Below are 14,523 nucleotides of genomic sequence, written 5' to 3'. Positions count from 1 at the left end.
TCTAGGGTGAGGGCGGCGTTTGCGGTATTTTTCGGTGGGATAGGCCTGCGAGGGCCGGGGCCCTGTTTTCGCGCGCACTTTTCGTTTTTGGACAAAAGCCCAGCGTTCGTCTATGATGAACGTTGGGCTTTTATGCTGAAAATAAGAAGAAAGAGAAAGGAGATTTAAACAAGCTGTAGAATGAATTTAGGCGGTTTTTATGCATTGTTACAAATTATTCAAAATTTCAAATTAGGGGTAGAAAAAAGAAAACAAAAGGTTTATCATTTCGTGGTACCTAAAAAGAGCTTGTGTGGAGGGGGTATGCTTTTTGTTACAATTGAAATGGCTCTGGAAGTACATGGGCAGCAAACGCAAGCTGTTTGTTGTGGGATTGGTTCTTTCAGCGATTACTTCGGCTATGCTGGTGGTCAACCCGAGGCTTTCACAAATGCTGATCGACAACGTCATTACGCCGCAGGACACGACCCTGCTGCTTCCCATTTTGGGGGCAATGCTCCTTGTTCAGATTATTCGGCTGACGCTGCGTTACCTCATGGTCGTTTGTCTTGAAAAAAACAGCCAGACGTTGATTGACGACGTAAGAAGGCAAATGTTTAAGGTAATTCAGGAACAGGATTATCATTTTCTGGGCCGTTTTCGTACCGGCGACCTGATGACCCGTATGACGAACGACCTGGATTTACTGCGCCACTGCACGGCGTGGATTTCCTACATGACGGTGGACTCGGTCGTAATTTTCCTGGTCACCTTTATTTTTCTGCTTTCCGTCAATGTTAAGCTGACGCTCTGCCTGGTAATCATTACGCCTATTATTATGATTATCACCCGGATGTTTTCAAAAATCATCCATCCAATGTTTATTCAGGTGCGCCACAAGCTTTCTTTGCTGAACACCGTGGCGCAGGAGAATATTGCCGGCAATCGTGTGGTCAAGGCTTTTGCGGCCGAGGAGTTTGAAAAGGAAAAGTTTGAAGAGCGGAACGAGGAGTTCCGTGACATCAACTTAAAGACAACCTATGTCAGCGTTAAGTTTAACCCGTTGATAAGCCTGCTGTCACAGTCGCTTACGATTACGACCTTGCTGGTAGGCGGTATTTTCATGATTAATGGGGAGCTGACGCCGGGCGAAATGCTGCTGTTTAACTCCCTGACCTGGGCGCTCTCCAACCCGCTGACCAACCTTGCGATGATCATCAACGATATTCAGCGCTTTTTCGCCTCCTGCCAAATGGTTATGGAAATTTTCTATGCCCAGCCCAGCATTATTGACCGCAGCGCGGCGCACGCGCTTCCGGAACGCTGTAAGGGCGACGTAGAGTTTAGAAATGTTTCATTTCAAATCGACGGCAATGTTATTCTGGATGACATCAGCTTTCACATCAAGCCCGGGCAGACACTCGGTATTATGGGCCCTACCGGATCCGGAAAAACCAGCGTGGTTAATATGCTGGAGCGCTTTTATGAGCCGACAAGCGGCGAGGTATTGCTGGATGGTGAAAATATACAGAATATGTATCTGTCCGACCTACATAGAACGGTAAACCCCGCCATGCAGGATGTTTTCCTGTTTTCCGACACGGTCGAAGGCAACATCGCCTATGGCGCGGAAAATATTTCCTTTGAGGATGTGCAGAAGTTTGCCAGGATTGCCGATGCCGACGGCTTTATCAAAAAGATGGAGGAGGGCTACGACACGCTGATTGGCGAACGCGGCGTGGGCCTTTCCGGCGGGCAGCGGCAGAGAATCTCTCTGGCAAGGGCGCTGGCAATGCAGCCTTCAGTCTTGGTTTTAGACGACACAACCTCTGCGGTCGACATGGAGACGGAGCAGTATATTCAGGACCAGCTGCGCCACTTGGATTTTCTGTGCACAAAGGTAATTATTGCACAGCGGATTTCTTCTGTTCAGGATGCAGATTGGATTATTATTCTGGACGAGGGCAAAATCCGGGAGCAGGGCCCGCATGCCCAGCTGCTGGAAAACCATGACTACTATTACCATATTTGGGCCTTGCAGAACAATGTGGACGAAGGAGGCGATGACGTTGGCGCGTAACCGTTTTGACGTGGACGAGGAGCTGGAATCCCCATTTAATTTTGACAACCTGAAAAAAGTAATGGTCTATGTGGTGCGGTATAAGTGGAGCATGATTTTTGCGCTGCTGCTGAGCGCTGTGGGCAGTGTCGTCGGCCTGACGGGGCCGTTGCTGGTACAGCGGGCGTTGGATGTCGCCATTCCGGAGAAAAATGTGCCCTATCTGGTTCAACTGGCGCTACTGTTGACGTTGACCATCATTGTCAATATCGGCTTTAATACGATCCGTATGGTAATTGTCGCCAAAGTAGGCCAGAACATTATTCATGATATTCGTAAGGATTTGTTTGACCATTTGCAGGCGCTGCCGTTTGCTTATTATGACAACCGGCCGCACGGTAAAATTCTGGTGCGTGTTGTGCATTATGTGAATAATGTGTCAGACGCACTGAGCAACGGTATTCTGAACTTTATCATTGAAATCATCAACATCATTTTTATTATTGTCTTTATGTTCCAGGTCAACGTGCTGCTGGCGGCTGTTACCGTGGCGGGGTTGCCGGTTGTCGCAGGCTTTATCCTGCTGATCAAGCCGCGCCAGCGCAAGGCCTGGCAGCTGGTTTCCAATAAAAATTCCAATGTGAACGCCTTTGTGCAGGAGTCTATCGAGGGGCAGCGGGTTACCCAGGCGTTCGACCGTCAAAAGACCAATATGGGTATTTTAAATAAGCTGCTGACAGAGCGTTATAATTCCTGGATGGGCGCGGTCTATGTTTCCAACACCGTCTGGTATACGACGGAGACGGTTTCCCAAATTGCTTTTTCGCTGGTCTATATTGCCGGTGCCTTCTGGCTGCAGCCGATGGCAACCTTCGGCGTGCTGCTGACCATGGGCACTTATTCTTCACGCTTGTGGCAGCCGATTATCAACCTGGCCAACATTTATAATAACTTTGTCAATGCCATCGCTTACCTTGAGCGTGTCTGCGAAACCATGAACGAGCCGCCCGTCATTGAGGATGCGCCGAATGCCTATGAGCTGCCGCCGATTGTTGGCAACGTCAAGTTTGACCATGTGAATTTCGGCTATGAGCCGGGGCAGAAGATTTTGAAGGATGTCTGCTTTGAAGCCAAGCCCGGTGAAAGCATCGCCTTTGTAGGCCCTACCGGCGCTGGCAAGACCACCATTGTAAACCTGATTAGCCGCTTTTATAATATTGAAGAGGGCAAGGTGCTTATTGACGGCAACAGCGTTATGGATGTGACGATTCACTCCCTGCGCAGCCAGATGGGGATTATGCTTCAAGACAGCTTCATCTTTTCCGGCACCATTGCGGACAATATCCGCTACGGCAAACGGGATGCGACCGACGCCGAGGTGGTGCGCGCTGCAAAGCTGCTGCAGGCGGATGAGTTCATCAGCCGGATGCGCGACGGCTACAATACCGAGGTGAAGGAGCGCGGCGGCGGCCTTTCGCAGGGCCAGAAGCAGCTGATCGCCTTTGCTAGAACGCTGCTCTCAGATCCGAAAATCCTCGTTCTGGATGAGGCGACCTCATCCATCGACACCAGTACCGAGCAGCTGGTACAGCGGGGAATTAACATCCTGCTCAAGGGCAGGACCAGCTTTATCATTGCGCACCGCCTGTCTACCATCAAGAGCTGCAGCCGCATCATGTATATTGACGATGGGCGCATTATGGAGAGCGGCACCCATGAGGAATTGATGGCGAAAAAGGGCAACTATTACAAGCTTTACATGTCCCAGTACCGTGAAAATCAAGAGAACGCATAAAACAGGCTGTTTTATTTGTTGAGGACTTTTGCCCGCCCTGCTTCCGTTTTTGCCGGAGGCAGGGCGGGCTTTTTATCCGCTCGAATAAAGTCCTTTTCCGCTTCGTATAAATAGGACAAAGGAGACTCACTTTTACGGAACGGATGTGGTCTTATCAAAAAAGTTGCGAAAAACGGAAAGCAAAGCTTTATTCACGGGGCCTTTCTGCTGCTGCTTTCACTGGCGGTTGTCAAGGTGATCGGCGCCTTTTTCAAAATACCGCTGAACCAAATTATCGGTAATGTGGGCATGGGGTATTTCGGTACGGCCTACACAATTTACAACCCCATATTCAGCCTGGCGACGGCAGGCTTTCCGGTGGCAATTTCCCGTTTGGTGTCGGAGGCCTGCGCCCGGGGGCAGTATCGTGAGGCCAGGCGGGTTCACCACCTCTCCATTCCCATCTTCCTAGCGCTGGGGACATTGTCGTGCCTGGTCATGGCGTTTGGGGCCCGGCCCTATCTGGAATATGCGAACCGGTCCGACATGAACGCGCTGCCCGCGGTTTACGTGCTGGCGCCGGCGGTGCTGTTCAGCGCGCTGGCGGCGATTTACCGCGGCTATTACGAGGGCCTGCGCAATATGGCGCCGACGGCGGTCTCTCAGGTTGTGGAGGCGCTGTTCAAGCTGTTTTTAGGGCTTGGCTGCTCCTCCTGGGTGCTTCAAAGGGCTTCGGAGGAATATCTGCTTTCCGGCACAGTGTTCGGTGCGGCGGTGGAATCCGCGGACTATGCGCAGGCTGCCGCGCTGCCCTATGCCGCCGCGGGCGCCATCCTGGGGGTGACGGTTGGCTCCTTGTTCAGCCTGCTCTACCTGGTGCTCTATTACTGGAGAAAACGGGACGGCATCACGCAGGCGATGCTGGAGCGTTCCCCTCTGCCGCACAGTAACCGGGAGCTGGTTCGCCTTTTGCTGAAAACGGCGGTACCGGTGGCAGTTGGGGCTTTGGCGGTAAACCTCTCCAGCTTAGTGGACACCACGTTTCTGCAAAACCGCCTCAATGACCTGATGGCACAGAACCCCGGCGGCCTTGTTCAGCAGTACGGGGCCTACCTGGACCCCGTGGATGTGGAACAGGGGAGGGTGCCGACCGCCCTCTTCGGCTGCTATACCAATGCCGTGACGCTGTTCATGTTGATTCCGGCGGTTACACAGGCCTTCGGCATATCGGCGCTGCCAAACATCACGGCAGCCTGGGCCTCCGGCAACCGAGAGCGTCTTAAGTCGGGGATGGAGCGTGTGCTGCGGGTAGCCTCTCTGGTGACTATTCCGGCGGGCCTGGCGCTCTCCGTATTTGCCGGCCCTACAGCCGCGCTGCTGGGATATAACCCTATAACAGGCAGAATTTTGGTGCTGCTGGGCCTGGGCGCCATCTTTGCCGCATATAACACGCCGTTGAACAGCCTTTTGCAGGCGGTGGGGCGGGTGGACCTCCCGGTTAAATTCATGGGGATCGGGTTGGTGCTGAAAATTGTCCTAAACTATGTCCTGGTTGGGGTTCCGGAAATCAATGTGCTGGGCGCGGGCATCGGCACCCTGGCGTGCTATTTCTTTTTGACCTTCTGCTCGCTCTATTTCCTTGCAAGGGAAACAAAAATCTCGTTTTCGCTGTTTCCGTTGTTTGTCAAGCCCTTTTTGGCCGCTGTGCTGGCAAGCGTGGCCGGATATTGGTGCAGAAAGGGCTGCCTGTTTTTCTTTTCAGAGACGGCCGGTACATTAATCGCCTTTTTGATTTTCTTTTTGGTCTATGCGGCGGGGGTTTTGATGCTCCGAATTTTGAAGAAATCCGATGTTACGGGCCTTCCCGGCGGACAAAAAATTGCGAAAACACTTGAAAATCATCACTGGATAGGGTAAAATGAATCATGCACCGCATCAAATAGATCAATGGGAGCAGGAATAATCGTGGATTTTTGCAAAAAGACAGGTATGATATAAATGATCTGCTGCTGATTATGCAGAAGCTGCGCGCGCGGACGGGTGCCCCTGGGACAGGGAGCAGACCCATGAGAGCCTTCGCAACGGCCTGATAGAGGAAACCTACGAAGCTGTAGAGGCGATTGATACTGCAAACAGGGATTTGCTTGAAGAAGAATTGGGCGATGTTCTGCTGCAAGTGGTTTTCCACGCGCAGCTGGAACAGGAGGCGGGTTCCTTTTCATTTGCAGATGTGGTGGACGGCATAGCCAAGAAGATGGTGTACCGACATCCGCATGTTTTCGGGCAGGCGCATGTAAACAACTCGCAGGATGTTTTAGAAAATTGGGATGCCCTGAAGAAAAAATCAAAGGGCCAGGAGACCCAGTCGGAGGTACTGAAGAGTGTTTCTCCCAGCCTGCCGGCGCTGATGCGTGCAGCTAAGCTGCAGAAAAAGGCGTTTAAGGCGGGAGCCGGTGCGGAAACGGCGCTGCGGGCCATTGAACAAACCGAGTGTGCTCTGGCGGCCTTGCGCGGCCGTTTGCTTCAGGAGGAAGACTGCGGCGCTGCGTACGGCGACTTCTTATTTGCTGCGGCCGGCCTGTCCCGTTTTGTGGAGGAAGAACCCGAAGAGGCGTTGGCTAAGGCCTGCGGCCGTTTTTTGGCGGCGTTTTGCAAAATGGAGCGTTTAGCGGAGCAGGAGGGCGTGCCGCTTTTGCCGGATCAGAGAGAGGCCCTGGCCCGCTTATGGGAGGCTGTGGCGGTTCAGTTGTAATTCTCGGCCCTTCTCAGGACGGGCCGATGATTAATATTGATTATAAAAACTGGAGGTTAAAAACTTATGAACAAGACAGAATTGATTGCTGCTGTAGCTGAAAAAGCAGGAATTTCGAAGAAGGACGCCGACAATTCGGTTAACGCCGTATTGGATGTCATTGTTGAGACCCTCGCCAGCGACGAGAAGGTTCAGCTGGTTGGCTTTGGTACGTTTGAAGTGCGCAGCCGCAGTGCAAGACAGGGCCGTGATCCCAGAACAAATTCCCCGATCACGATCCCGGCTTCCAAGGTACCGGCTTTTAAAGCAGGTAAGGCATTTAAGGATTCCGTAGCGGAATAAGAACATTTTCTTTTTCGTATTACAGCTTGCTTTTAAGGTTGCGATGTGCCGCTTTCTGTTTTGCCGCGGCAGGTTGCAGCCTTTTTGTTTTCATCGGACCCCAGTTTTTTGGAAGGAGAGGAAAGTCCCATGCGTTTGGATAAATATTTGAAGATTTCCCGGATCATCAAGCGCCGCACGGTCGCCAACGAAGCCTGCGATGCAGGGCGCGTTTTGGTGAACGGAAAAATTGCCCGTGCCTCCTATGATGTGAAGGTGGGCGATGTGCTGGAGCTGCAGCTTGGCGCCCGTGCGGTCAAGGCGGAGGTGCTCAGCGTCAGCGAGTATGCAAAAAAGGAAGAGGCGGCCGCGATGTACCGCATTTTAGAGGAAGCCGTATAATCTCAGCCCTCCGCGAATACATATGAGCATAAGGAAAAATCTCATATAGTATATGGAGGGGAAAAGGATGGCAGAAGAGAAAAAAACAGTCAAACTGCCGCACAGCGTCATTTTGGAAAACCGAAAGTCCCTCACGGCCACGGGAGTTTCTAATGTGGACAGCTTTGACGAGCAGGTGATTGTTGCATATACCGACCTGGGTGAGCTGACCATTAAGGGAAAGGGGCTGAACATCAGCCGCCTGAACATAGAAACCGGGGAGCTTAATGTGACGGGGGATATCAGCTCCCTGAATTATGCCGAAAGCCAGGCCTCCGGGGGAATATTCAGCCGGCTGTTCCGCTGAGGGGTGGGCGCTGGTGGATATTTCGCTTTCAGAGCATCTTAGGGGGTTTTTGCTGGCGGTGGGGGCCGGGGTGCTGCTCGGCGCCCTCTATGATGTGATCCGGCTGTTCCGCATCGCCTTTCAGCCTCCAAAGGCGCATGTGTTTTTTTTAGACCTTGTCTATTGTGCCGTTTGTGCGTTCGTCACCTTTTTAACGGCGCTGGCCGCCTGCAAGGGGGACCTGCGGTTCTATGTTTTTGCCGGTGAGGGTATGGGCTGGTGCGTGTATTACCTCACGCTGGGAATGGTAACCGCCCGCTTTTTTCGCTGGCTTTTTAATAAACTTAACCGTTTTATCTGGTCCCCGCTCAAACGGCTGCTGTGTTGGGTTAAAAGGAAAATATTGGGATGCCTGCGCCGGTTTGGGGCAATTCTCAAAAAAATTATGCGGAAACTAAAAAAGAACTTGAAACCCCGCCGCACAATGGTGTATAATCAAACCAATATGGAGAAGCCGGCTAAAAAGACCAGGAGTAAACAAAGGATGGGAAGGGTGAAACAAAAACGTGAGGCTCATCAAGCAAAAGAAAAAGCAACGCTCTAGTTTTTTGCTGAAAATCGCAGTGCTTGCCTTGATGGGTTCCGTTGTGATTGCACTTGTCAACCAGCAAATTCAAATTAGCCGGAAAGCACAGGAGCTGGATAATATCGAGCAGCAAATCCGCGTGCAGGATGTGGAAAACGACCAGCTCCGGAAAATTCTGGAGGATGAGTCCGGACAGGACAGCGATTATATGGAGCGCTATGCCCGCGAGAACCTTGGCTATGCGAAGGCCGGCGAACGGGTGTTTATAACCTATGAAGGAAATTAAGAGGCAAATTTTAAGGAGGACAAAGCTTACATATGCAGCTTGAGGTAGGAACAGTTGTAGAGGGGAAAGTTACGGGTATTACAAATTTCGGCGCGTTTGTGGAGCTGCCGGGCGGAAAGACCGGCATGGTGCACATCTCAGAGGTAGCGCCCACTTTTGTGAAGGAAATTCGCGACTTTGTTTCGGAGGGGCAGGTTGTCAAGGTTAAGGTGCTAAGCGTCAGCGAAGACGGCAAGGTCAGCCTTTCCATAAAAAAGGCTCTTCCCCCGGCCCCGAGGGTCAACAGTACGCCGGCTCCCAGGGCAAACCGGCCCGGTAATTACGAGTGGCAGGCCAACAAAAGAAACGAGAGCGACAGCTTTGAGGATATGCTCTCCCGTTTTAAGCAGACCAGCGACGAGAAAATTTCCGACCTTAAAAAGGGCCTGGAGAGTAAGCGCGGCGGTTTTTCCCGGCACACGGGTCAACAAAAGTAAGAAAAGCGGAGTGAGAAGCTCCGCTTTTTTATTGTTGCGGAGGCGGGCTCGAATGCCGCTCAGATTATCCGGCGCGTGGCTTGTGGTTTGAATAGCGGGGCGTTGGAAGCGCAATCATCATTTCCAAGGAGGAAACCGGATGTTATATAAAAATGGTGTAATACATACAATGGCCGGCACGGTTTTGCAGCACGGCTATTTCAGGGAGAAGGACGGGCTGATCGAGGAGGTAGGCGCCATGCCGCCGGTTCCCCGGGAGGGGGAGGAGAGCTTTGACCTGGCGGGGGCGCATGTTTACCCCGGCCTAATCGATGCGCACACGCATCTTGGCATGTGGGAGGACGGGCTGGCCTTTGAGGGGGACGACGGCAACGAGGAAACGGAGCCCTTGACCCCGCAGCTGCGCGCCATTGATGCCATTAACCCGATGGACCGCTGCTTCAGCGAGGCGCTCGATGCCGGCGTGACCACAGTGGTGACGGGCCCCGGCAGCGCCAACCCCATCGGCGGCCAGTTGGCAGCGATTAAAACGGCAGGCTTCTGCATCGACGATATGATTGTCAAAGCGCCGGTTGCCATGAAGATGGCATTGGGCGAGAACCCGAAAACGGTTTACCACGACAAAGGCCAGACGCCTTATACAAGAATGGCGACGGCAGCGCTGATTCGAGAACAGCTTTTTAAAGCGAGGCGTTATTGGCAGGAGCTGAAGCGGGCGGAAGAGGATGAGGACTGCGACCCGCCTGAATATGACATCAAATGTGAAGCGCTGCTGCCGGTGCTCAAAAGGGAACTAAAGGTGCATTTTCACGCGCATCGAAGCGACGATATTTATACAGCGCTCCGGCTGGGGCGGGAATTTGACTTGGACTTTGTCGTTGTGCACGGAACCGAGGCGCATCTGACAGCGGATTATTTGGCCCAGCAGGGCGTCTCGGTGTTATCCGGCCCGTCTCTTTGCGACCGTTCTAAGCCGGAGCTGAGGAACCTCACGCCCAAATCAACGGGAATTCTGTCGCGTGCCGGGATTCCGGTTGCGATTATAACGGATCACCCGGTCATTCCCATCCAATACCTGCCTGTATGTGCGGCGCTGGTGGTCCGGGAGGGGATGGACCGCGAGGAGGCTTTGAAGGCGGTGACCTGCAGCCCGGCGCAGATCTGCGGAATCAGCGACAGGGTCGGTTCTTTGGAGGCCGGAAAAGATGCGGATTTCATCGTTTACCGTGATCAGGACCCGCTGTGCTTCGAGGCAAAGCCGGAGATGGTTTTCGTCAGGGGCAGGCGTGTCAAATAAGAGAGGTTGAAATATGAGAGAGCTTGAGGCGCGGAAAATTACAGAGGTAGTCGCCCGCTTGTGTGTGGAGGCAAACCGGGTTTTGCCACAGGATTTGGAGCGCCGGATTCAGCAGGGCCTGGATCAGGAGCAATCGGAGCTGGGCCGTGCGGTGTTCCAGGATCTTTGCTGGAACATGGACGCGGCACGGGAGATGAATATTCCTGTTTGCCAGGATACGGGCATGGCGGTTATTTTTGCAGAGGTCGGGCAGGAGGTTCACATCAACGGTTCCTTTGAGGAGGCTGTGCAGGAAGGGGTAAGACGCGGGTATACAGAGGGCCTGCTCCGCTGCTCGGTGGTGAAGGACCCCATCCGCCGCGGCAATACGGGAGATAATACCCCGGCAATTCTGCATGTGCGCTTGGTACCCGGCGACCGGGTTTCGCTGACGGTGGCGCCAAAGGGGTTTGGCAGTGAAAACATGAGCCGTATCAACATGTTTACACCCTCCGCCACAGAGCAGGACATTATTGGCTTTGTGACGGAGACCGCCCGGCTGGCGGGGGGGAATGCCTGCCCGCCGATGGTGCTGGGCGTAGGAATCGGCGGGGATTTTGAAAAATGCGCGCTGTTGGCCAAGCAGGCGCTTTGCCGCGCGGTGTCTGAACGGAATGCCGATCCTTATTATGCTGGGCTGGAGCGGCGGATGCTTGAGGCAGTCAATGCTCTTGGAATTGGGCCTCAAGGTTTTGGCGGGACCGTGACGGCCCTACAGGTGAACATCTGCGAGTTCCCTACGCATATTGCCGGGCTGCCGGTGGCTGTCAACGTCGGCTGCCATGTAACCCGCCATCAGCAATATATTCTGTGAGCTTCAGCGTCCGCCTTTGGCGGGCGCTTTTTGATGAGGGTACCGGCTTTTACCGCCTTGGCGGATAAGGACATGCCGTCTGGGCAGGCTAAGCCTATGAGAAGAGCGCGCGCCAAAAGCAGGTTCATGGTTTGTTTAAAAGATTTTAGTTGTTTGGTCATTGTTTATGTAGTATAATATTCTTAGGAGCTTACAGAGAATTTAGGATTCTATGCTGCAAAAAAGCTTTGGTGGCGTCTTTTGCAGTATGGGGCCGGTGAGTATCCGATCATCAAAGGATAAGGAGCTGAATGGTATGAAGATCACAACAACGGGAAGAAAAGTTAATTTGCGGGATAATTTTAAAAATCTTGCACAGAAAAAGCTCTCGCGGTTTGACCGCATTTTTGATGAGGATGCAGAGGCGAATGTAGTGGTTACGGTGGAGAAAAACCGCCAGACGGTGGAGGTTACCATCCGTCAGCCCGGTATGATCTGCCGGGCCGAGGCGACGGAGCCGGAAATGAACGATGCCCTGGATAGGGTTGTGAGCGCGCTGGGCAGGCAGATCCGCAAAAATAAAACGCGTCTTGAAAAGCGGGTCCATTCCGGAGCCATTGACCAGTATGTCGTGGATTACCCGGAGCAGGAAGAAGCCGGGCTGCCGGAGGATGGAGCCTATGAGGTCGTGCGCAGAAAGCATTTTTATGTGAAGCCGATGGCTGTGGAGGAGGCCATTTTGCAGATGAATATGCTCGGGCACCAGTTCTTTATGTTCCGCAGTGAGGAGACCGGGGAGATCAGCGTGGTCTATCGCCGCAAGGACGGCGCATATGGCTTGCTGGAGCCCAGCGAGGCAGAGGAATAAGGCAAAATCAGAATATCAATTAAGGGGCGCGCTGCGCCCCTTAATTTTTAATAGGCTGTTGATAAAGCAGCCTTTCTGTGTTTATAATAAACTGTCTATGAAAAAGGAGTTGAAAGGAAAATGAAATTTTCAGAAATGCAATATGAACGGCCGGACTTGGAGGCCCTGCAAAAGCGTTACCGGGAAATTACCAGGCAGCTGGCGTCTTGCCGGTCCGCCGACGGGCAGCTGGCGCTGCTGTATGAGCATGAGGCGATGAACCGGGCGTTTTCCACCATGTCGTCACTGGCAATGATCCGCCACTCGGTCGATACCGCGGATGCGTTCTATGCGGAAGAGATGGCGTTCTATGACCGCAACGCGCCTGCCTTTGAAGCGTATGTGAAAGCGTTCCAGGAGGCGCTGCTGAGCTCAAAATTCCGCAAGGAGCTTGAAAGGACGACGGGCGCGCTCTTCTTTCAGAATATGGAACTGTCGGTTAAAACCTTTTCGCCGGAAATTATCCCGCTTTGCCAGGAGGAAAATGAGCTTGTCACCGCTTATGAGAAGCTGCTGGCCTCGGCTGAGATTCCCTTTGACGGGAAGGTATTGAACCTGTCGGAGATCCATGTCTACCAGGTTTCTCAGGACAGGGAGATCCGCAAAAGAGCCTGGGAAAAGACAGGGGCTTTTTTTCAGGAGCATGCGCAGGAGCTGGATGCAATGTACGATAAATTGGTTAAAAACCGGACGGAGCAGGCTAAAAAGCTTGGCTATGAGAATTTTGTGCAGCTGGGCTACGACCGGTTAGGCCGTAACTGCTACGGGCCCAAAGAGGTACGAGCGTTCCGTGACCAGGTTGTAAACGAGCTGGTACCGGCAATTGCGGAGGTAAAAGCGCGCCAGGCCCAGCGGCTGGGCATTGACCATACCTGTTTTTACGATAACGGCAATGTGTTCGCCGATGGAAATCCCGCGCCCAAGGGAGATATGCACGCTATTTTAAAAGCTGCACAGAAAATGTACCGGGAGATGAGCCCGGAGACCGGCGAATTTTTTGATTTTATGCTGGAGAATGAGCTCTTTGACCTGGCCAGCAAAAAGGGAAAGCAGGGGGGCGGCTACTGTACGGAGATTGCCGCTTACCGCAGCCCCTTCATTTTCTCAAATTTCAACGGCACTGTGGAGGATGTCAATGTCATCACCCATGAAGCAGGCCATGCCTTTGCCTATTACCTTGCGCGGAATATGGAGATTATGGAGAACATCAGTCCGACAATGGAATGCTGCGAGACCCACTCCATGAGTATGGAGCTGCTGACGCGCCCATGGGACCGTCTCTTTTTTGAAGAGGAGCTGGAGAAGTTCCAGGTTTTCCAATTGGAAGAGGCGATTTCTTTTATCCCCTATGGTTGCCTGGTAGACGAATTTCAGGAGCGGATGTATGAGGATCCGAGCCATACGCCGGCTCAGCGGCGAAAGGTTTGGCTGGAGCTGGAAAAGAAGTACCGCCCTTGGATTGATTTTACAGGAACGGTATATTTTGAGGACGGCGGCGGCTACCAGCGCCAGCATCATATTTATTCGTTTCCCTTTTACTACATTGATTACTGCCTTGCACAAACCGCCGCGCTGGAGTTCTGGGGCGCTTCTGAGGAAAACTGGCGGGATGCGTTCCGGCGCTATCTTGATTTTACCAAACAGGCGGGTACAAAGACCTTTGTCGAGCTGCTGCGCCGCGCCAAACTGAAAACACCCTTTGAACAGGGCTGTATTAAGGCTGTATGTGAAAAGGTAATGGATTGGATTGACGGGAAAGCCGCAAATTAATTTTCTGAATATAAACAGGGAACCGGCTGCTTTAGCAGCCGGTTCCCTGTTTATATTCAGAAAGGTTTACAGAATAAGAGAGGGCGCTGCGTAAACGCGGGCAGCCATCTCCTGGTCCAGCATATAGAGGCTCTTGGGGTCGGAACCAAAGAGCTCCATTTTTTTAACCAGATCGCTGGCGTTGGTTTCCTCCTCGCCCTGCTCTTTGACGAACCAGTCCAGGTACTGCATGGTGCGGAAATCCTTCGCCTGATAGGCGGCGTCATAGATCGTATGAATCAGGCCGGTGACATACTGCTCGTGCACCAGCCCGGCCTTCAGCGGATCCATTACGGTTTGAAGGCTGGCATCCGGCTTATCAATGGCCTCAAAGGTTACCGGCATGTCGTTGTTTTGCAGATACTGGATCATCAGTGTTGCATGGTCGCGTTCTTCCTGCGCTTGAACCCGGTACCAGTTGGCGAACCCATTCAGGCCCTTTTCTACATAAAAGTTCGCAAATTGCAGGTAAAGGTAGGCGGAATAGAACTCTTTATTGACTTGTGTGTTGAGCAAATCGGCTACTTTTTTATCCAGCATTATACATCTCTCCTTTTATAAAGGGGGGTTACCCCTATATTCTTCTTAAATTATACACCATATGGAAAAAATTACAACATTCACAGGGGGGAAGATGTAACATATTCATTAATTTTTTTATTACTTGCTATGCTCTCCGCATGCTTGAGATTAAGCTCATAGCCGCTCAATTTATATA

At 52.4% G+C, this 14,523-nt stretch carries 15 protein-coding genes; 14 read left to right on the top strand and 1 reads right to left on the bottom strand.

Annotated features, from left to right (window positions below):
- Window positions 1-310 precede the first annotated feature (310 nt).
- The 14 genes from DPQ25_RS03370 to DPQ25_RS03305 all read left to right on the top strand — a co-directional run bounded on the left by DPQ25_RS03370 (window position 311) and on the right by DPQ25_RS03305 (window position 13,766).
- Window positions 311-2,059: an ABC transporter ATP-binding protein gene (locus DPQ25_RS03370; RefSeq protein WP_112331745.1), complete on the top strand. Its 1,749-nt coding sequence runs from the start codon at window positions 311-313 to the stop codon at window positions 2,057-2,059.
- Window positions 2,049-3,833 (top strand): ABC transporter ATP-binding protein, encoded by a 1,785-nt coding sequence (locus DPQ25_RS03365; protein ID WP_112331744.1) that lies wholly within the window; start codon window positions 2,049-2,051, stop codon window positions 3,831-3,833. The genes DPQ25_RS03370 and DPQ25_RS03365 overlap by 11 nt, the downstream gene beginning before the upstream one ends.
- A gap of 153 nt (window positions 3,834-3,986) precedes the next feature.
- Entirely contained in the window at window positions 3,987-5,729 is a 1,743-nt protein-coding gene (locus DPQ25_RS03360) for a putative polysaccharide biosynthesis protein (protein WP_112331743.1), read from the top strand.
- A gap of 169 nt (window positions 5,730-5,898) precedes the next feature.
- A complete protein-coding gene (locus DPQ25_RS03355) occupies window positions 5,899-6,564 on the top strand; it encodes a MazG family protein (protein WP_407928149.1) in 666 nt (221 codons plus the stop codon).
- Window positions 6,565-6,630: 66 nt separating this feature from the next.
- Window positions 6,631-6,906, top strand: coding sequence for an HU family DNA-binding protein (locus DPQ25_RS03350; RefSeq protein WP_112331741.1), 276 nt, complete (start codon window positions 6,631-6,633; stop codon window positions 6,904-6,906).
- A 129-nt stretch (window positions 6,907-7,035) separates the two neighbouring features.
- Window positions 7,036-7,287, top strand: coding sequence for an RNA-binding S4 domain-containing protein (locus DPQ25_RS03345; protein ID WP_112331740.1), 252 nt, complete (start codon window positions 7,036-7,038; stop codon window positions 7,285-7,287).
- A 67-nt stretch (window positions 7,288-7,354) separates the two neighbouring features.
- Window positions 7,355-7,633: a sporulation protein YabP gene (gene yabP, locus DPQ25_RS03340; RefSeq protein ID WP_112331739.1), complete on the top strand. Its 279-nt coding sequence runs from the start codon at window positions 7,355-7,357 to the stop codon at window positions 7,631-7,633.
- A 13-nt stretch (window positions 7,634-7,646) separates the two neighbouring features.
- Window positions 7,647-8,216, top strand: coding sequence for a spore cortex biosynthesis protein YabQ (gene yabQ, locus DPQ25_RS03335; RefSeq protein WP_177576814.1), 570 nt, complete (start codon window positions 7,647-7,649; stop codon window positions 8,214-8,216).
- A 4-nt stretch (window positions 8,217-8,220) separates the two neighbouring features.
- Window positions 8,221-8,484 (top strand): FtsB family cell division protein, encoded by a 264-nt coding sequence (locus DPQ25_RS03330; protein ID WP_177576813.1) that lies wholly within the window; start codon window positions 8,221-8,223, stop codon window positions 8,482-8,484.
- 32 nt (window positions 8,485-8,516) lie between these two features.
- Window positions 8,517-8,960, top strand: a complete 444-nt coding sequence (locus DPQ25_RS03325; protein WP_112331736.1) for a S1 RNA-binding domain-containing protein — start codon at window positions 8,517-8,519, stop codon at window positions 8,958-8,960.
- A gap of 139 nt (window positions 8,961-9,099) precedes the next feature.
- The gene (locus tag DPQ25_RS03320) at window positions 9,100-10,257 is read left to right on the top strand and encodes an amidohydrolase (RefSeq protein ID WP_112331735.1); all 1,158 of its coding nucleotides are present in this window, start codon (window positions 9,100-9,102) and stop codon (window positions 10,255-10,257) included.
- A 13-nt stretch (window positions 10,258-10,270) separates the two neighbouring features.
- The gene (locus tag DPQ25_RS03315) at window positions 10,271-11,110 is read left to right on the top strand and encodes a fumarate hydratase (protein ID WP_112331734.1); all 840 of its coding nucleotides are present in this window, start codon (window positions 10,271-10,273) and stop codon (window positions 11,108-11,110) included.
- 295 nt (window positions 11,111-11,405) lie between these two features.
- Window positions 11,406-11,957 (top strand): ribosome hibernation-promoting factor, HPF/YfiA family, encoded by a 552-nt coding sequence (hpf, locus tag DPQ25_RS03310; protein WP_112332027.1) that lies wholly within the window; start codon window positions 11,406-11,408, stop codon window positions 11,955-11,957.
- Window positions 11,958-12,077: 120 nt separating this feature from the next.
- Entirely contained in the window at window positions 12,078-13,766 is a 1,689-nt protein-coding gene (locus tag DPQ25_RS03305) for a M3 family oligoendopeptidase (protein ID WP_112331733.1), read from the top strand.
- Between the two features lie 66 nt (window positions 13,767-13,832).
- On the opposite strand, the gene DPQ25_RS03300 is transcribed toward DPQ25_RS03305, so the two are convergent.
- Window positions 13,833-14,345, bottom strand: a complete 513-nt coding sequence (locus DPQ25_RS03300) for a ferritin (protein ID WP_112331732.1) — start codon at window positions 14,343-14,345, stop codon at window positions 13,833-13,835.
- Window positions 14,346-14,523: the final 178 nt, after the last annotated feature.

It is taken from the genome of Hydrogeniiclostridium mannosilyticum (assembly GCF_003268275.1).
Taxonomy (GTDB): Bacteria; Bacillota; Clostridia; order Oscillospirales; family Acutalibacteraceae; genus Hydrogeniiclostridium; species Hydrogeniiclostridium mannosilyticum.
Note: the sequence above shows the minus strand (reverse complement) of the source record. Positions and strands in the feature narration are given on the sequence as shown.